Origin of the sequence: Oceanisphaera profunda, from assembly GCF_002157895.1 — a bacterium.
GTDB lineage: Bacteria > Pseudomonadota > Gammaproteobacteria > Enterobacterales > Aeromonadaceae > Oceanimonas > Oceanimonas profunda.
Genome location: NZ_CP021377.1, coordinates 359,748 through 376,657 on the forward strand (window position 1 = coordinate 359,748; position 16,910 = coordinate 376,657).

The window sequence follows — 16,910 nt, forward strand, 5'->3', positions numbered from 1 at the left end:
AAGCAAAGGGCGAGATACGGGCAGTGTCTTGCTTAGCTAAAACCTTACCGCCTATCACTATTTCTTATGATCTAAGTCAAAGCAAAAAACTATTTTGCTTTAGTGTTTATTGTTGACTCATTAGTCAGGCAGGCATAGGATAACCCATAACAAGCATCTGGAGTGCACATTATGAGTCATACCCAACTACTTCGTTTTGCGAACATTGCTATGGTGATATTTTTAGTGGTGGCCTGTGGCGCCTTAAGCATTGCTTACCTTCAAGAAGAGAAAGTATCGTTAGGCGTGAAAATATAACGCCAAGCAAAAATTATCCGTCCACTTTATCGCAATAAAAAAAGCCCCGAGCAGCATGACTGTTCAGGGCTTTTTTGTGCGCGTTGCAACAACTAACGTTGGAAATTAATCCAGCTGGCTGCGCAACCAGTTAAGTACTTCCACGTAAGTGGCCGGTAGCATGGTTTGCAGCAGATCCAGTGCCGCCTTGGTGTCGGCGTGGTTATCGAGGCAGAAGTTAATGTGTCCGACCTTGCGGCCCACTCGTACCTCTTTGCCATACCAATACAGCTCGGCACCGGGTACGGTAAGCCAAGCATCTTGATAATCCACACCCACTAAATTCACCATCACGCTGGTGTTTTTAACGGTGGGTTGTACCAAGGGCAACTTGGCCACGGCACGTAAGTGCGCTTCAAACTGGCTGATATTGGCGCCAGCTTGGGTCCAGTGGCCGCTGTTATGTACGCGCGGTGCCAGTTCATTAACCAGCAGCGTATCGCCTAAGCGGAAGCACTCCATGGCCATGACGCCCACGTAATCTAGGTTATTCATTAGCTTGCCCAGCATCTGCTCGGCTTTTTCTTGCAAGTGTGCAAGGCGCGGCAATGGTGCCACCGAGCCCAACAAGATGCCATCTACGTGCAAGTTAAGGGTCAGTGGATAAAAGAAACACTGGCCATCCGCACTGCGCATGCCCACTACCGACATTTCTTCGTCAAAGTCGATGGCTTGCTCGGCGATGCACACTTGATGCCAGCCTTCTGGCACCGCATCACGGCCCGGCTCACGTAACCAATGTTGGCCACGACCGTCGTACCCGCCGGTGCGCTGCTTAAGTAATACCCGCTCGCCTAAGCGCTCGTGCAAACTCTCGGCCGTGGTATCGGACTCCACCAATTGCCAAGGTGCTGTGGCTAAGCCCAGTTCATCAATCAGGGATTTTTGCGTAAAGCGATCGGCTAATCGTGGAAAAGTCTGCAAGTTAACGAAAGCACCGTGGCTGGCCAGTTGGCGAGTCGCGGCGGTATCCGGCCATTGCTCACGCTCAGCGGTCACTTGCTCATGGGCCAACAAAGGCAGCGTTTCTTCTGATTCTATATCTACCGGTTGTACGTCTAAATTAAGCGGCATGCCTGCATGCTTAAGCATTTGGCCTAATTGGCCGGCACCCAGTACCCAAATACGGCTCATGCTTGTGCCCTCGGATCAGGATTGGCTAATACGGTGTCGGTTTGTTGCTGGCGAAACGCCTCTAGGCGCTCGGCCAGTGCTGGGTCGTTATTGGCCAATATTTGGCACGCTAATAACCCCGCATTAAAGGCGCCCGCTTCACCGATGGCCAGCGTACCCACCGCCACACCTTTGGGCATTTGCGCGATAGACAACAAGCTGTCCATGCCATTAAGGGCACGGCTTTGTACCGGCACTCCTAATACCGGCAGGCGGGTTTTAGACGCTACCATGCCAGGTAAGTGCGCCGCACCACCGGCGCCGGCAATAATCACTTGAAAACCGCGCCCTACTGCCTCTGCGCTAAATGACATTAGGCGGTCGGGAGTGCGGTGCGCCGACACCACTTCCACTTCATAAGGCACCTGTAATAAATCCATAATTTCGGCGGCGCCTTCCATGGTGGGCCAATCACTTTTTGAGCCCATGATGACGGCAACTTTTGCTTGCATGACTACTCCTGGTTAACAAGGTTTATGGCGCAGTGGCGCGGTATTAATCACACGCACACCCGCTCAGCATTTCGGTGGATCTGGGGGGTGTGCAATTATAGCGAAACGGGACTTTGTCGGCTAGTGAAGTAAGCCAGATTCTGGCGTCAACTGGACAAAACCTGAGTTTGGGGTTAAGTTAAGTGCTTGTATTTATAATTGAATGAAATTGAATACCGTCACAGGAGGTGTCCCCGCCATGTTTGGTGCCATTGAAGCTTTGCCCTAAGTCACGACCGTCTGTGTCGTCGACCACACATCACCCGGCTCTCGCCAACGTCTCTAGCTTTTAATTTTTAATATCGTTTTATTAGCGTTTTTTCGCGTCCGTTGTCGCAAGCCTGGTCGTCTTTACTTACGCCACATTTATGTCACTGCAGTTGCCTAATCCGCCACTGTAGCTGGACGTTTTTCTGTTCATTTATTCGAACGTTTGCCTAAGCCTTAGCTTGAACATGAGCCTTGGCTTGCGTATCGATCATTTCATGGAGACATCCTTGGAACTCTATCAACTCTCTACAACAACGGTATTGCTGTTGTTGGCGGCTTTTTACGGCGGCACCTATTTTTTAACCACCTTTATTAAAAAAGACCAAGAAGACACCGATGCCTTTATGGTGTCTAACCAACGCATCGGCTTTGGTATGGGTGCCGCCAGTATGACCGCCACCTGGATTTGGGCCGCCTCGTTTTATGCGGCCGCCACCTCAGGTTATACATACGGTGTCTCGGGCCCGCTGCATTATGGGCTATGGGGTGCGCTGATGATTTTATTTATCTATCCGTTTGGCCGCCGCTTTCGAGCATTGGCACCTAAGGCGCATACCTTGGGCGAGCTGATTCATGCGCGCCACGGTTCATCCAGCCAGCTGATTTTAGCCTTCTCAAACCTCTTGGGCAGTATCATCAGCTTAATGGTGAACTTTACCGCCGCCGGTGCCTTGGTGGCCGTGCTCTCGCCTTTGTCATTTCAAACCGGCATCGCGATTGCCGGTGTCGGCGTGCTCAGCTATACCTTGTGGTCGGGCTTTAGGGCCTCGGTGTTTACCGATTTCGCGCAATTAGTGGCGCTGATGGGTATCTCGATTGTGATTATTCCTGCGGTATTATTTGCCATGGGTGGCCCGAGCGTGATGCTCGAGGGTTTCAATAATATGACCTTAGAGCAGACCAGCTTGTTCTCGATGGATGCCATCTTAAACCAAGGTGCGCCCTTCTTTATCGCGGTGTTGGCCTATGCCATAGGTAACCAAACCATTTCTCAGCGGCTGTTTGCGGTAAATAAAAACCACATTAAATCGACCTTCTTAACCGCCACCTTGGGCTACGGCGCTATCGTGATCGGCTTAGGTATGATTGGTTTAATGGCGCTCACCTTAGGCGTAGAGCCCCTTAACGGTGAAGGCAATAACCTGATCCCACAAATGGTATCGACTTACCTATCGCCGGTGTTTATTGGCTTATTCTTTATCTTGGTAATTGGTTCATTGTCGTCCACCGCCGACTCCGACTTATCGGCGCTGTCTGCCATCGTAATGGCCGATGTGTACGGTAAAAACTTAGCGAAAGGTAAAGTCGACCCTAAACGCATGCTGTTTATTGGTCGCATGACCATGGTGGCTGCCACTATGATCGGTATCATTCTCGCCAGTTACTCGTTTGATATTTTAGTGATGCTGGTATTTGTGGGTGCCTTGTGGGGAGCCATAGTGTTCCCAGTAATCGCCAGTTGCTATTGGGATCGCATTACTAACGCCGCCTTTACCAGTGCCGTGCTTACCGGTTTGGCCTTGTTCTGTATCTCACGTTTCGAACTGTTGTCCATGACCGGATTTACAGGCCTCTTGTTTGAGCTGCTGGCCTTTATTGGTGCTGGCGTGGTGATCGGCTTAATGGCCTTTGGCTTCTTCGGTAAGTGGGCAGGCTTTGTGGCCGGTACCATTGCCGCCTTGGCCATGACCTATTTCGCTACCGGTTTCTTACGGGAATACACGGTATTGCTGTCATCACTGGTGGCCTACGGCTCCAGTACCTTAGTATGCGTGGTGATGAGCTTATTGAATAAAGAGCGTTTCGACTTTGATTTGATCGCCCAGCGCGTGGGTCATTATGACAACCGAAACGAGCTGGCCGAAGCCCTCAAAAATAAAAAAAGTCCAGGCAATGCGGGCTTAAACCCTGCTCGTTTGGCTAAGGAGTCTTAATGAACGAATTAACGCTAGGTATCTATATATTAATCTGGCCCGCTCTTACCTTAGGCATCTTATGGGTCATTTGCCGTGCGGTATGGAAAGACATTAAGACGGCGAAAAAAGAAAAACGCGGTTTAGTGTAAGCCTAGCTTTAGGTGTAACACGCAAACAGCAGTAACAATAAGGCGAGCCCTAGGGCTCGCCTTATTTTTTTGGTTAATTGACAGATTTTCGTTATGCACTGGGCAGAATAAGTTGCAGGCACTGGGTACTGAGTAGCTCTGCATGAGCACCACGGCTGCGCTCGATGATATCGAGTTGCTGACCTTTAATGCACAAATAGGTTTGAGCACGGGTGCCATAAGTAGGGCTGTGAATAAACGCCGAGGACAAGAGTAATTCCAGCTCAGGGCTTACGCCGGTATCAGGTAAAGAGTCGGGTGCGGCCTGAGTGGCGTCGTCTAGCAAGGCAAACGCGGAGGCTTCACCTGTATCGTCTAACTGGGCTAACCCCTGCTTAAGGCGGATCAGTTTGGGCCAAGGCGTGTTGAGCTGGGCATTAGATAAACCATAGCTACCCGCATTTAAGCGCCTTGCCTCACCACCAAGGCGATTGCCGCCATACCAAAGCTCACCCTGCTCCTGATTCATAGCAAGGTCACCCAACAACAGATTAAAACCGGCGTACTCCTTGCCTTGGCTAAGCACTTGCTCTAAATAGGCCTCTGGGCTTAATAAGCTGGTTAAAAAATTTGTCACCAGCTCACCACGACTGCGTTTACCGACATTCATCTGTGCTTCTCGTACATTGGTCAATGCCGCAAACCGACCGCTGCGATTTACTCCGAGCCAAGTGCCCCCCGCTTCTTGATCCCGCCCTGCCCATATATTGGGCGAATCTGGCCACCAATCCGCAGCAGCCGTGGGACGTGCATAAAACTCATCACGGTTGGCCAATAACTGCAGCTGCCTAGCTTGGGGCTGCCACGAAAACGCAATCAAGCACACGAATTAGTTTCCTCAGGTAGTAAGTAACAAAACCACTTTATACTAATGCCCGTGAAATTGAGGCTTTTTGCGGGAGTAAATTCTGGAAAACACTATGGTTCACTTTACGGCGCAAGTGCTGTCTGAGGTTGAATAGCTAAAAACTATGCCGTTGGTAGAAAGAGCACCGTATGTTTCTTATTTAGCCTTCTTCCTGATGCACATCAGGATCTCGCCCTTATATTTTCTCCCTGAAATCGACTCAAATCTAACTTTAGACCTTAGTGCGAGACATCGGGCCAAGCCCGGTATAACAAGGAAACTAGCTCGGTCTGACAGCTTCTCTGACGTAATATGTATGACGTAATGCATAAAACGCCCCTCAGGGGTCAAGGCTCTTCTTTGCGCTCACGCATAAAGCTGGCAAAACGCGGTTGCCGTTGTTGGGTTTCGCCTTGATAGCGATAAGTAACGGTAGAACCCACCGCAGGCGGGGTTTGGCGCTGCGCATCACTAAAGCCGGTACCTAAGCGAAACTGCCGACCATCCGGCGTTTCCACCAGCAGCGCACCCAGCATGCCTTGATACTTACCCAGCCCTGGCAAATGCGCCACTACCTTGGCTTCTGCATCTTGAAATTGCTTAAGCTTGAGTAAGCTTTGATTACGCCCCGCTTGGTAGCGACTGTGTTTATGGCGCAGCATTAAGCCCTCGCCGCCGCTCTTCTCTACGTCTTTTAACAACTTAGCGAGGGCCGTATTATCCGTGAGCCGCTGCTGCTCAATAAGCTGTAAGTAAGGCGTATCTATTGGCGTCAGTAATTGTTCCAGCTCGCTCAGTCTGGCTTCAAAGAGTGCATTGCTTTGGGGTAAATCAAACACCATAAACCGAATTTGGCGCCATTCATCTTCTTGAGGCTGATAACGGCGCACCGCCGCCGAGAGCGCGTCAAACTGGCCGCGCCCCAGCCAAAGCTCGCCGTCTAAATGGGTACTGGGAAAGTCTGCCACAAACCAATCGGGCACCACAAAGCGATGCCCAGCCCGCGACCACAGAGCTTCACCATCCCAATAGGCGCGCACGCCATCGAGTTTTTCACTCACCCAATAACGGCTGGCATCTTGCTGCTGATAATTGGCGGCTAATTGCAGTGGCGGGGCATTAGGATGCGAAGCTGCGACCACCATAGTGACCACCGCCAGCGGTAATAATAAGGGAAGATAATTCATATAAGCCCTCCTTGGCCTATGAACGCTTGATTAACACCATCAAGCACCCATAAGCATAGGAGAGAACACAGTAATCAGTTCTTAAGCCGCTAGCCGCGTGACATTTTATGTCATGAGTAAAAACCGTAAGTAAGGTGTGCAGCGCCCTTAAAGCTTACTTTGATCGGGTTTGACTTTAATGGGCCGTGCCGCCGACCAGCCGCTGGCCAATTGGCCCAGCTGTAAGGCCAGCAGTAACAATAATGCCCACTGCCAATGACCGCTGATATCACGCATTAACCCTAATGACACCGGCCCTAAGGCGGCCAGCAAATAACCAATGCTTTGTGCCATGGCCGACAGCGCCGTGGCCTGCGCCGTGTTCTCGGCACGCAGCACAAAGAAGGACAAAGCCAAGCTTAATGCACTGCCACAACCCATGCCGATAAATGACGCCCACAACAAAGGGGCCGCATTAGGCTGCCACCAAATACCTGCAATACCGATGAAAGACACCATAAAAGTGCCCACTACTAGCAGCCGCTGGTTAGCCATTTTTGCCGCTAAAATCGGCACAAATAAGTTGAAGGGAATACTTACCAAGTTAATCAAGGCCGTGGCCGTGCCCGCTTGATGGGCATCTAAGCCATTTTCAAGCAGTATTTTCGGCAACCAAGTGGCCATGGAATAAAAATAAAACGACTGCAGACCCATATAAAAGGTAATCGACCAAGCGATTTTATCCCGCCATAAGCTCACTCGCTGCCGGTTAGCCGGGCGCCCCACTGTCTTCACTTTGAGCATTGGCAGCCAAAACAGCACGCTAAACAAAGGCAACACCGCCCACAATGCGACTGGATAGCGCCAATCGCCAAACTGCTCTAATAAGGGGATCGCCAAAAACACGCCCATACCGGCGCCTAGGCTTAAGGTCACCGAATACAGGCCAGTCATCAAACCCACTTGACGCGGGAAAAAGGCTTTTACTAGTCCCGGTATCAACACATTAAGTACGGCAATGGCACAGCCTAATAATAAGGTGCCCACTATCACTAACGCATAGCTATCAAGCAGTCGAAAACCCACGCCTAGGCTTATCACCATTAAGCCTGCGATAGAAATCCATTGTGGAGCCCAACGTCTGGTGAGCCAAGGGACGCAAATCGACATGCCAGCAAAACAGAGCAGCGGCAAGGTGGTTAATAAACTAAAGGCACTGGCGCTGATCTGCAGGCTGTCACGAATTTCCATGACGAGCGGGCCCACGACCACCAAGCCGCCGCGCAGATTAGCCGCTGCCAACATAAGCGCCACTATGGCCAAGACGGCGATCACTGGGCGACCAACGAAAGGACCCGTTGGCGAGGATGATGACATGAAGATTCCTTATTTTCAGTAGGCTGTGTCTTGGCCAAATATGCACCAAGATAGACACAGTGCAGAACGAGAGGGGTAGACCTGACCGCCCTTAAGTAAGCAGAGGCGACCAAATGCAAGCGGACCATGGTAGGATCTGTGTTTGATGAGCGCAAGCCGTAAACACCCGCGCTGGCGCATTACCCGCTTATTAGGTTAAGGAATCCAATGCTGAGCCCAGAGAAAATAAGCGCCGTGATTTTAGCCGGTGGCGAAGGTCGGCGCATGCAAGGGGCCGATAAAGGACTACTAACGTTATGGGGCCAGCCGTTAGTGGCGCACTTGTTGGCTCGCCTCACCCCGCAAGTGGCACAGGTGCTGATCAATGCCAATCGTAATCAAGAGACGTATCAAGGCTATGGCCCCGTATTTAGCGACCACGCTTGCAATAACGACGAGCACCCAGCCACCGACTTAGCTCCCCCATTTTTTGATGGCGCCGATTTTGCTGGCCCCTTGGCCGGATTGGCCGCGGGCCTGCGCCAAGCCGAGCATGACTGGGTGCTGTTTGTGCCCTGTGATAGCCCACTGGTACCGCTGGATTTAGCCAACAGGCTCGCTGCGGCAATTAGCCACACTGGGCAAATTGCCGTGACGGATGATGGCGAACGCTTACATGCGGCCACCGTTTTGCTGCACAAATCCTTATTGCCCTCACTGCACGCTTACTTAGCCGCAGGCGATCGTAAATTGCAGTTATGGTACCAACGCCATGAACTGCTCAAGGTCGACTTCAGCGACCAGCGCGCGGCTTTTACCAATATCAATACGCCAGCGGCGCTAGCGGAGTTGGAAGAGAGCGGTGCCCTTCATCCTCTCTTCCAGCGGCGCTAGCGGAGTTGGAAGAGAGCGGTGCCCTTCATCCTCTCTTATATCCCGTAGATGACTGATGATGCTGTTTACAGGCAACTCGATGCTTGTAAAGAGGCAACAGAGATCGCCTCCCGCGACCGTGAAATGCCAAGGACGGCATTTTCCGAGCCCCCATGGATGGGTTTATGGCGTGTCGTGAAAGGTGGCTGTGTTGCCTCTAACACTCCAAGCCTTAAAATAGATCAAATATTTAGTGAGATTGGTATAACAAAGAGCCGTGACAAAAATTTTCCTGATTACGTATGAACCTCAGCCACTGTACCGTCCTGTTTAGGTTTGTTCTTTTGTAGCTGCCAACTTGTTCGGCAGGCCTGCATCGCTTGCATTTTAAAATTCAAATATAAAAGCGTGCAGAAGTACCGTTCACGAAGATGCTAAGCAGTCCGCCATAACTAATGTGGATAGCCAAGATCCAAACTGCGGCGAAGCTCTCTTCGCTAAAGAGGACTTCGCCAGGCCAGCGTAGCTGAATGGGGTTTTAAATCTCAAAACAAAAACAACACCGTGGCGAATAAATTGCCACCTACAAAAGACGGTTACTTTGTAGCCCGCAACTTGTTCGCGGGGCCTGCGAAGCAGGATGGGGGTTAAATCTGAAAACCAAACCAAAACCGTGCTGAATACTTTTTACCGAAAATAAGGGCACCTACAAGGTCAAAACCAAGCGCTAAAACAGTAGCGAAGGAGTCTTGAATCTTTAAGAGCCCGTAACTAAAAAATCCACGTTAGTTCCGTAGCATTACTTATACCTGCAAATCATTGAATATACTGATAAATAAAATGACTAAAGTATGGCTGATCATTGTGGGTAATCAGGAAAATTTTAGTCTTTAAATCATGTTATTACAGGATCAAAAAAGGACGCCGAAGCGTCCTTTTTTAGTATTGGCTCAAGCCACAGTATAAAGGATTAACCTTTGTATTTACTGAATACTAAGCTGGCGTTAGTGCCGCCGAAACCGAAGCTGTTTGACATTACAGTGTCTAATTCCACTTCTTTGTATTCGGTCACGATAGGCAGATTTTTCGCCTTTTCGTCCAGCTCGGTAATATTGATGCTCGGCGCGATAAAACCGTGCTCCATCATCAGCAAGGAGTACACGGCTTCGTGTACACCTGCCGCACCCAGCGCATGACCGGTCATGGCTTTAGTGGCAGAGATGAAAGGCGCGTTATCACCAAACAAATTGTTGATAGCTTCCAACTCTTTTACATCGCCCACTGGCGTTGAAGTGCCGTGGGTGTTGATGTACTGCACGGCCGCAGGTGCGGTGGCCATGGCTTGTTGCATGCAACGTACCGCGCCCTCGCCTGATGGTGCAACCATGTCGTAGCCGTCAGAAGTAGCACCGTAGCCGGTAATTTCAGCGTAGATTTTAGCGCCACGCTTCAACGCGTGCTCTAATTCTTCTACTACTACCATGCCGCCGCCGCCAGAGATGACGAAGCCATCACGGCCCGCATCATAGGTACGAGAAGCCAGTTCAGGGGTGTCGTTATATTTGCTCGACAATGCACCCATGGCATCAAATTGCAGGGCTAGCGTCCAGTCCACTTCTTCACCACCACCGGCGAAGACGATGTCTTGTTTGCCCAATTGAATTTGCTCTAACGCATGGCCAATACAGTGTGCAGAAGTCGCACAGGCGGAACTGATGGTGTAGTTGATGCCTTTAATTTTAAACGGCGTCGCCAAGCAAGCAGACACGGTCGAAGACATGGTACGTGGCACCATGTAAGGACCCACGCGACGCACGCCTTTGGTACGCAAAATATCGCACGCTTCAATCTGGTTTTTAGAAGAAGCACCACCTGAACCGGCCACTAAGCCAGTGCGCTCGTTCGATACCATGGACTCATCAAGGCCAGCGTCCTTAATGGCTTCTTCCATAGAAAGATAGGCAAAGGCGGCGGCATCACCCATAAAACGCATCACTTTGCGGTCTATGTGCTCTGATGGAACCATGTTTATGTTTCCCCAAACATGGCTGCGCAAGTTATGATCGGCGAATTGCTGGGAGAAGCTAATACCGGAGCGGCCCGCCTTGAGTGAGGCCAAAACCTCTTCTTGATTGTTACCAATGCTCGACACCACACCGATACCGGTAATGACTGCTCTTCTCATCTCTCTATCCTACTGTCTTGATTTGCCGACAATTCTAACCATAAAGAAAGGTTAAAGTGGTCTGCTTTCACATAAAATAGCCGCTTTTACGGCCCCGGAGGTTTAGTGTCACCCCACTTCATTACAACCGCGTGTCTGGACTGGAATGACCAAGGCACGCCGGTCGCTGCTGCGTTCGACGATGTCTACTTTTCTAACGACGATGGTCTGGCCGAAAGTCGTTATGTATTTCTCGGCCAAAATGACCTACCCAACCGTTGGCGCAATCACGACCGCCCACTATTTGTAGTGGCCGAAACCGGTTTTGGCACCGGTTTAAACGTACTGGCTACTTGGCAGGCTTTTCTCGACTATCGTCGGCAACATCCGCAAGGTAACGCCCAGCGACTGCACCTGATCAGCGTGGAAAAATATCCACTTAACCACACAGATCTAAGCCAAGCACTGGCCCAATGGCCAGAGCTTAGCACTTTAAGCGCACGTTTGTTAGCTGAATATCCACTGCCAATTAGCGGCTGTCATCGACTGCAATTAGACGAGAATGTGAGCCTAGATTTATGGCTAGGCGATGTCACCCAAGTGCTGCCCAGTATGGAAGCGGGCTTAAGCGGCAAGGTGGATGCTTGGTATTTAGATGGCTTTGCGCCCAGTAAGAACCCTGAAATGTGGACGCCTGCATTATTCGCTCAATTAGCGCGTTTAGCCCGCAATGGTGCCACGCTTGCCACCTTCACCGCAGCCACCTTAGTGAGGCAGGGTTTAACCGCGGCAGGCTTTGAGATGAAGCGCATAAAAGGCTTTCGCCACAAACGTGAAATGTTAGCCGGCGTGTTGCTGCGTCATCACCGCCAACCTTACGCCACCCCTTGGTTTTGGCGCCGCCCGGGCCGAATTGGCCACACCGTTATCGTGGGTGCCGGCATTGCGGGCGCTTGTCTCGCCCATGCGCTAACGCGACGCGGCATGCGCGTCACCTTACTAGAGCAACATGGGGCTCCCGCACAGGGGGCATCGGGCAATCGCCAAGCGGCGATTTATCCGTTGTTAAACGGCGAGCACGATAATTTAAGTCAATTTTATTTACAGGCTTTTTTGCATGCTCGCCGCACCCTCTGCGCTTTTACCGAGCAGCATAAAGTGGCGCACGACTGGTGTGGCGTGGTGCAGTTGGCGTATGACGAGACCAGCTCTGCTAAAATAACCAAGTTATTGGCCCATCATTTTCCCGACACTTTATTGGCCTCGCTTAGTGCAGAGCAAGTTAATGCCCGTACCGGCATTGCCGCCAATTTAGCTGGGCTAGAATATCCGCTGGGCGGCTGGATTTGCCCCTTTGAGCTGATTACTGCTTTGTTGGCGCAGGCCAAGAAAACGGGCTTGCTGCACACCCGCTATCAGACTCAGGTAGAGAGCTTACAAGCCAAGGACGAGCAATGGTTGCTAACCACAAGTACCGGTGAGGTGCTGGCAGATAATGTGTTTTTGGCCAACAGCCATGGCGTGTTAGATCTGGTGCAAACCCAAGGCTTAGCGCTGTCTGCGGCGCGCGGCCAAGTCAATTATCAAGCCAGTGCACCCTCTTTAGCCTCATTAAAAACCGTAGTGTGCTATCACGGTTACCTGACCCCCGCTTGGCAAGGGCTACATTGCATTGGCGCCAGTTATGGCCGTGATCAGGTGCACCTTGAGTACAGCGCCACAGACGAGCAAGAAAATCATCATAAATTGGTGAGTACCCTGCCCGCCTTGAATGATCTCCCTCTAAGCAGCGGTTCAGGTCGGGTTGGCGTGCGCGCCACTTCTCGGGATCATTTTCCGATGGCGGGTGCAGCTCCCAACAAGGCGGCGCAACTTCAGCAGTTTGATAAGTTACAACGACGCCAAGCGCAAGCGGTGCCATTAGCGGAGGATCATGCCGGTTTATATGTACTATCAGGCTTGGGTTCGCGGGGGGTATGCTCGGCGCCTTTGTTGGCTGAGCTATTAGCGGCACAATTATGTGACGAGCCTTATCCGGTCTCGCGCCCTATTCTTGATAGCCTAGCGCCCAATCGGCATTGGGCGCGTAAGTTACTCAGGGGCCAGCCGCTGCGCTAAGGGGCCTTTTAACTTAATAAGCCCAGCTGATTTAGACTGGACTTATGATGAGCGATGTAATTCTACGGGAGCTTATTCCGATTGGGCTTATTCTGGCTTAATAAGGCCAAGCTGGCGGCCATAATCATTTTGCTGCTGAAAATCACGCAGCAAGGTTTGGGCAATGTCCAGCTGATGATAGCCAACGCGATCGGCCACCTCATGCAGCTGCTCGCAGTTGGCTTGCGGCGCAATTTGAAACAAAGAGTGCTCTAACCATTCCGCGGATAATAAGGCGCGCTCACGTACTAGACGTTCATAACCGGTTAACGCCAGTCGGTAATTTTGCCATGCGGGCGTTTGTGGCCACTCCAAAGGCTCAGTCACGGTCGCGGTGAGCGAGACTAACACTTGGGAGGGCAAACAGCCTTTTTCCGTGTGCTGGCCCGACAATTGCCAAGACAAGCGATAATCCACATCTGCCAAACTGGGCTCCAGCGCACTCGAGCCATAAATATCCACAGTTTGGCGCGCTTTCAATACCATATTTTCGGCCCACGCCGGCAGCGCCAGCAATAAGATCAGGCCCCAACTCCAAGATAATGGTTTCAATATCGCTCTCCAAAATATTATCTGCGCGCAGAGCTTCATTATAGGCGCTCGGTATAATCAAGTCATTTGAGTCTAGTGCTATGTTACTCGATTTAGACACAAAAAATGCAGAAATCCGGCACAACCCCCTGACATATCACCCCTGCCTCTATATTGGCTCTAGCAGCTGCGTTATAGTGCGCACATTGTTAATTGGTTGGAGCGCTGCATGATCACAGCCTATACCCTGAATGGCACATCCTTCAATATTCAGCCCCTCGACTTAGAAGCTGAGTTACCGCCTAATGTCGTGTGGCTGGATATCTTAAAGCCCAGTGAAGACGAACAGCGCTGGATGAAGCAGTTGTTTGTGGAAGAAATGCCAGAGCTCGACGAGCTTGACGACATTGAAGCCTCGGCGCGTTTTTATCGCGATAAAGACGGCCTGCATATTCACTCGCTGTTTCCGCAACGCTTGGGCAAAGAGATAGACGGCATCAACGTGCTCTTTAACTTACGCAACAACATGCTGATCAGTTTTCGTGAAGATGACTTAGGTCTGATCCGCCTGTTACGCCATTATATGCGTCAAGACCGTGTTGAAGCGGACAACGCCACCGACCTGCTCTTGGAAATATTCGAGCTAAAAGTCGAATATATTTCTGACTTAATTGAAGACGGCTACAAAACGCTCGAGCAAACCGCTAAACAAGTACTGCACGTCACCAACTTGCACAGCACAATGTCAGACTTGATGCAGCAAGAAGACGGCAACGGCCATATTCGCTTGGCGCTCTATGATACCCGTCGGGCGTTGCGTTTTATGAAGCGTTCTTTGCGCCAGCAATCCGACGACGAACAGCGCCGCTGGATTGATGAAATGCTCTACGACATCGAATCCTTATTGCCCCATACTCAGTTTTTGTTCGATAAAATAAATTTCCAACTGGATGCGGCGCTGGGCTTTACCAGCTTAGAGCAAAGCAAGGTGATCAAGATATTCTCGGTCGCGGCCGTGGTGTTTTTACCGCCCACACTGATCGCCAGTATCTATGGCATGAACTTTGAAATCATGCCGGAATTTGGTTGGAAATATGGCTACCCCATGTCACTGGTGATGATGCTGATGTCTGCGTGTGGCACTTATTACTTCTTTAAACGCAAAGGCTGGCTGTGAGTATTCTCAGCCTCGACTCTTGGTTTACATGTTAGGAGATTAGTATGTATAAACACCTTGCCATGGTACTGGCAGCGCTGACGCTCAGCGGCTGTGATAACAATGAGGTAGGAGATGTGTCACTCGGCATGTTCACCACCAAAGACATTAAAATCGAAGTATTGACGGATCCGTTAGTACCCGGCGTCACCTGCCATATGTCGAACGTGGTCGCTAATTTAAACTTGGCCGACCCGTCAGATATGGCAATCAGCTGCCGACAAACCGGTGAAATCACCACCGCCATGTTAGCAGGCATTGATAAGTCAAAAAGTGGCGATATCGTTTTTAAGAAATCCAAGAGTATTTTCTTAAAAAGTCTGAAGATTCGTCGCATTTACGATGAACAAAGCCAGTCATTACTGTATTTGGCTTACAGCACCAAAGAAACCAGTGGCAGTTATAAACACGCCATGTCGACCGTGCCGCTGTGGGGCACCCAAGCCTATCAAATGCCAGCCCAACCCTAAGCTTTTCCAGAAAGCGAGATGCCTTACGCTTGATGCGGGGCTGGCAAATAAAAAACACCAACTAGTTTGGTGTTTTTTGTAGGCGAACACTTATTCTCGCATTACAACCTAGGGTGCGTTCTCAATTATGCCAGCCAGATAACGGCTGACACGAGGCTCAACATTGACTGGTAATTTTTTGCCAGTCGTTCGTACCTAGTTGCTATACGACGAAATTGCTTCAACTTTTGGAAGAAACGCTCAACCAAGTTGCGATCTTTATAAACATGACGATCCAACGGCCTTGGCTCCAATCGATTTTTTCTTGAGGGTATAACCGCTTCTGCTCCAACACTTTGAATACTTTCAACAAACGCATCTGAATCATAACCCTTGTCAGCCAAGACCTGGCTAGGCGTAAAACCATCCAACAATGCCTCTGCTTGATCATATTCTGAGGCCTGCCCTAGGGTTAACAGTAAGCGCACGGGGTTGCCTAAAGCGTCAACGGCAGCATGGATTTTAGTCGTTAGTCCACCTCTAGACTTCCCCATGGCTTCTGCATCTTGCTCTTTTTTTTAGCCGCCCCATGTTGATGGACACGAACGATACTACCGTCGATCATGAGTTGCTCAAAATCAGCTTCTTTGGATAACTCCTCCATTATCGTGAGCCAGACGCCTTTGTGAGACCAACGACTATATCGGACGTAAACGCGGTGCCAATGCCCATAAAAATCAGGTAAATCCCGCCAAGGTGCGCCAGTTCGAGCAATCCAAAGTACCGCTTCAACAAATTTGCGATTATCGAGTGCTGTCACGCCTCTATCGCTAGCTTTACCCGGGAGCAGTTCTTCGATGCACTCCCATTGATCATCTCGTAGCAAGTAATGCCTCATAAGTCGTTACCTCACAAGTAGTTACTTCAAATACTATAAAGGTAGCTAATGCAGCCGAAGCGTCAAATGAGAACGCGCCCTAGGCGTAAATGATGTTGGGCATAAGCCCCAAAGTATCAATTAAAAATTAACCAAGACCGTGGTGAAGTCTCTGCTAAGAAACGGCCACACTACAAAACACAATCCTCTCTGAAAGACTGCCCTAAACCATGCTGAACTCAATTCAGTATCGGTCAGGCGATAGTAAGTACAAAAACAACAGGAGACACCAGTGCAAAAAATTCAAGATGGCGAGTGCTATGTAGAACAAACGTTTAGCCGTTTATCCTGCATTGAGGGTGATTTTTCAGGTGTGGAATTTGAAGACTGTACCTTTGAGCATTGTGATTTTTCTGGTAGCACTTTTGCGCGTGGCAAGTTTATTGACTGTACCTTTAAGCACTGCAATTTAAGCCTGATGAAGGTGCCGAGCACGCGCTGGTTTGGCGTGGAGTTTATTGAGTGTAAATTGGTGGGTGTGGATTGGACCAAAGCCGACTGGCCAGCCTTTCATTTAGACTCAGAGCTGCGCTTTAAACACTGCATCTTAAATGACGCGTCATTTTTCGGCCTTACCTTACAAGGGCTGCGGCTTGATGAATGCAAGTGTCATGAAGTGGACTTTAGAGAAGGAGATTTTTCTCACTCTTTCATGACCCACTGCGATTTCACCAACAGTGTGTTTATGCGCACTAACCTACAAAGCGTCGATTTTACTGAGTCAGAAAACTTCAATATCCATGTGTTAGAGAACAAAATCGATAACGCCACCTTCTCCCGCTTCGCCGCGCTCAACTTGCTCTACAGCCTGAATATCGAGTTAGTGGACTGACATACAAG

At 50.2% G+C, this 16,910-nt stretch carries 16 protein-coding genes; 8 read left to right on the forward strand and 8 right to left on the reverse strand.

The window, feature by feature from the left end; all coding sequences use genetic code 11:
- Nucleotides 1-171: 171 nt before the first annotated feature.
- Complete coding sequence (locus CBP31_RS15840; protein ID WP_265414964.1) at nucleotides 172-297, forward strand: hypothetical protein; 126 nt, start codon at nucleotides 172-174, stop codon at nucleotides 295-297.
- A gap of 105 nt (nucleotides 298-402) precedes the next feature.
- Here CBP31_RS15840 and purK read toward each other — a convergent pair whose 3' ends face one another.
- A complete protein-coding gene (purK, locus tag CBP31_RS01575) occupies nucleotides 403-1,470 on the reverse strand; it encodes a 5-(carboxyamino)imidazole ribonucleotide synthase (protein ID WP_087034566.1) in 1,068 nt (355 codons plus the stop codon).
- Nucleotides 1,467-1,961, reverse strand: a complete 495-nt coding sequence (gene purE, locus CBP31_RS01580; protein ID WP_087034567.1) for a 5-(carboxyamino)imidazole ribonucleotide mutase — start codon at nucleotides 1,959-1,961, stop codon at nucleotides 1,467-1,469. Before purE ends, purK begins: the two co-directional genes overlap by 4 nt.
- A gap of 536 nt (nucleotides 1,962-2,497) precedes the next feature.
- On the opposite strand from purE, the gene CBP31_RS01585 reads away from it, so the two are divergent.
- Entirely contained in the window at nucleotides 2,498-4,204 is a 1,707-nt protein-coding gene (locus CBP31_RS01585) for a sodium:solute symporter family protein (RefSeq protein WP_227875097.1), read from the forward strand.
- Entirely contained in the window at nucleotides 4,204-4,335 is a 132-nt protein-coding gene (locus CBP31_RS15650; protein ID WP_227875098.1) for a putative transporter small subunit, read from the forward strand. The genes CBP31_RS01585 and CBP31_RS15650 overlap by 1 nt, the downstream gene beginning before the upstream one ends.
- A gap of 91 nt (nucleotides 4,336-4,426) precedes the next feature.
- Here CBP31_RS15650 and CBP31_RS01590 read toward each other — a convergent pair whose 3' ends face one another.
- From CBP31_RS01590 to CBP31_RS01600, 3 genes are all read right to left on the reverse strand, one after another.
- The gene (locus tag CBP31_RS01590) at nucleotides 4,427-5,200 is read right to left on the reverse strand and encodes an NRDE family protein (protein WP_087034568.1); all 774 of its coding nucleotides are present in this window, start codon (nucleotides 5,198-5,200) and stop codon (nucleotides 4,427-4,429) included.
- A gap of 368 nt (nucleotides 5,201-5,568) precedes the next feature.
- A complete protein-coding gene (locus CBP31_RS01595) occupies nucleotides 5,569-6,408 on the reverse strand; it encodes a DNA ligase (protein WP_087034569.1) in 840 nt (279 codons plus the stop codon).
- A 147-nt stretch (nucleotides 6,409-6,555) separates the two neighbouring features.
- On the reverse strand, nucleotides 6,556-7,764 hold the full coding sequence (locus tag CBP31_RS01600; RefSeq protein ID WP_087034570.1) for a CynX/NimT family MFS transporter: 1,209 nt from the start codon (nucleotides 7,762-7,764) through the stop codon (nucleotides 6,556-6,558).
- 207 nt (nucleotides 7,765-7,971) lie between these two features.
- Here CBP31_RS01600 and mobA point away from each other — a divergent pair, with 207 nt between their 5' ends.
- Complete coding sequence (gene mobA / locus CBP31_RS01605; RefSeq protein WP_087034571.1) at nucleotides 7,972-8,637, forward strand: molybdenum cofactor guanylyltransferase MobA; 666 nt, start codon at nucleotides 7,972-7,974, stop codon at nucleotides 8,635-8,637.
- A gap of 949 nt (nucleotides 8,638-9,586) precedes the next feature.
- Here the strand turns inward: mobA and fabB are convergent.
- Nucleotides 9,587-10,801, reverse strand: a complete 1,215-nt coding sequence (gene fabB / locus CBP31_RS01610; RefSeq protein WP_087034572.1) for a beta-ketoacyl-ACP synthase I — start codon at nucleotides 10,799-10,801, stop codon at nucleotides 9,587-9,589.
- A 105-nt stretch (nucleotides 10,802-10,906) separates the two neighbouring features.
- On the opposite strand from fabB, the gene mnmC reads away from it, so the two are divergent.
- Nucleotides 10,907-12,898 carry a bifunctional tRNA (5-methylaminomethyl-2-thiouridine)(34)-methyltransferase MnmD/FAD-dependent 5-carboxymethylaminomethyl-2-thiouridine(34) oxidoreductase MnmC gene (gene mnmC, locus CBP31_RS01615; RefSeq protein ID WP_087034573.1) on the forward strand — a complete coding sequence of 664 codons (1,992 nt, stop codon included), beginning with the start codon at nucleotides 10,907-10,909 and terminating at the stop codon, nucleotides 12,896-12,898.
- A gap of 87 nt (nucleotides 12,899-12,985) precedes the next feature.
- Here the strand turns inward: mnmC and CBP31_RS01620 are convergent, their stop codons facing one another.
- Nucleotides 12,986-13,489, reverse strand: a complete 504-nt coding sequence (locus CBP31_RS01620) for a DUF922 domain-containing protein (RefSeq protein ID WP_227875099.1) — start codon at nucleotides 13,487-13,489, stop codon at nucleotides 12,986-12,988.
- 208 nt (nucleotides 13,490-13,697) lie between these two features.
- Here CBP31_RS01620 and corA point away from each other — a divergent pair, with 208 nt between their 5' ends.
- On the forward strand, nucleotides 13,698-14,645 hold the full coding sequence (gene corA, locus CBP31_RS01625) for a magnesium/cobalt transporter CorA (RefSeq protein WP_087034575.1): 948 nt from the start codon (nucleotides 13,698-13,700) through the stop codon (nucleotides 14,643-14,645).
- A 44-nt stretch (nucleotides 14,646-14,689) separates the two neighbouring features.
- Nucleotides 14,690-15,154 carry a CreA family protein gene (locus CBP31_RS01630; protein WP_087034576.1) on the forward strand — a complete coding sequence of 155 codons (465 nt, stop codon included), beginning with the start codon at nucleotides 14,690-14,692 and terminating at the stop codon, nucleotides 15,152-15,154.
- Nucleotides 15,155-15,279: 125 nt separating this feature from the next.
- Here CBP31_RS01630 and CBP31_RS01635 read toward each other — a convergent pair.
- A protein-coding gene (locus CBP31_RS01635) for an IS5 family transposase (RefSeq protein ID WP_407668743.1) occupies nucleotides 15,280-16,031 on the reverse strand; the annotation gives its coding sequence in 2 pieces (ribosomal slippage) (nucleotides 15,280-15,701 and nucleotides 15,701-16,031; 753 coding nt in all).
- A 271-nt stretch (nucleotides 16,032-16,302) separates the two neighbouring features.
- Between CBP31_RS01635 and CBP31_RS01640 the strand changes: the two genes are divergently transcribed.
- The gene (locus CBP31_RS01640) at nucleotides 16,303-16,902 is read left to right on the forward strand and encodes a pentapeptide repeat-containing protein (protein WP_087034577.1); all 600 of its coding nucleotides are present in this window, start codon (nucleotides 16,303-16,305) and stop codon (nucleotides 16,900-16,902) included.
- The last annotated feature ends 8 nt before the right edge of the window (nucleotides 16,903-16,910 follow it).

Bases quoted from the DNA above. Each gene is read 5' to 3' on its own strand.
- CBP31_RS15840 (WP_265414964.1), top strand. From the start codon at position 172: ATGAGTCATACCCAACTACTTCGTTTTGCGAACATTGCTATGGTGATA.
- purK (WP_087034566.1), bottom strand. From the start codon at position 1,470: ATGAGCCGTATTTGGGTACTGGGTGCCGGCCAATTAGGCCAAATGCTT.
- purE (WP_087034567.1), bottom strand. From the start codon at position 1,961: ATGCAAGCAAAAGTTGCCGTCATCATGGGCTCAAAAAGTGATTGGCCC.
- CBP31_RS15650 (WP_227875098.1), top strand. From the start codon at position 4,204: ATGAACGAATTAACGCTAGGTATCTATATATTAATCTGGCCCGCTCTT.
- CBP31_RS01595 (WP_087034569.1), bottom strand. From the start codon at position 6,408: ATGAATTATCTTCCCTTATTATTACCGCTGGCGGTGGTCACTATGGTG.
- CBP31_RS01600 (WP_087034570.1), bottom strand. From the start codon at position 7,764: ATGTCATCATCCTCGCCAACGGGTCCTTTCGTTGGTCGCCCAGTGATC.
- mobA (WP_087034571.1), top strand. From the start codon at position 7,972: ATGCTGAGCCCAGAGAAAATAAGCGCCGTGATTTTAGCCGGTGGCGAA.
- fabB (WP_087034572.1), bottom strand. From the start codon at position 10,801: ATGAGAAGAGCAGTCATTACCGGTATCGGTGTGGTGTCGAGCATTGGT.
- corA (WP_087034575.1), top strand. From the start codon at position 13,698: ATGATCACAGCCTATACCCTGAATGGCACATCCTTCAATATTCAGCCC.
- CBP31_RS01630 (WP_087034576.1), top strand. From the start codon at position 14,690: ATGTATAAACACCTTGCCATGGTACTGGCAGCGCTGACGCTCAGCGGC.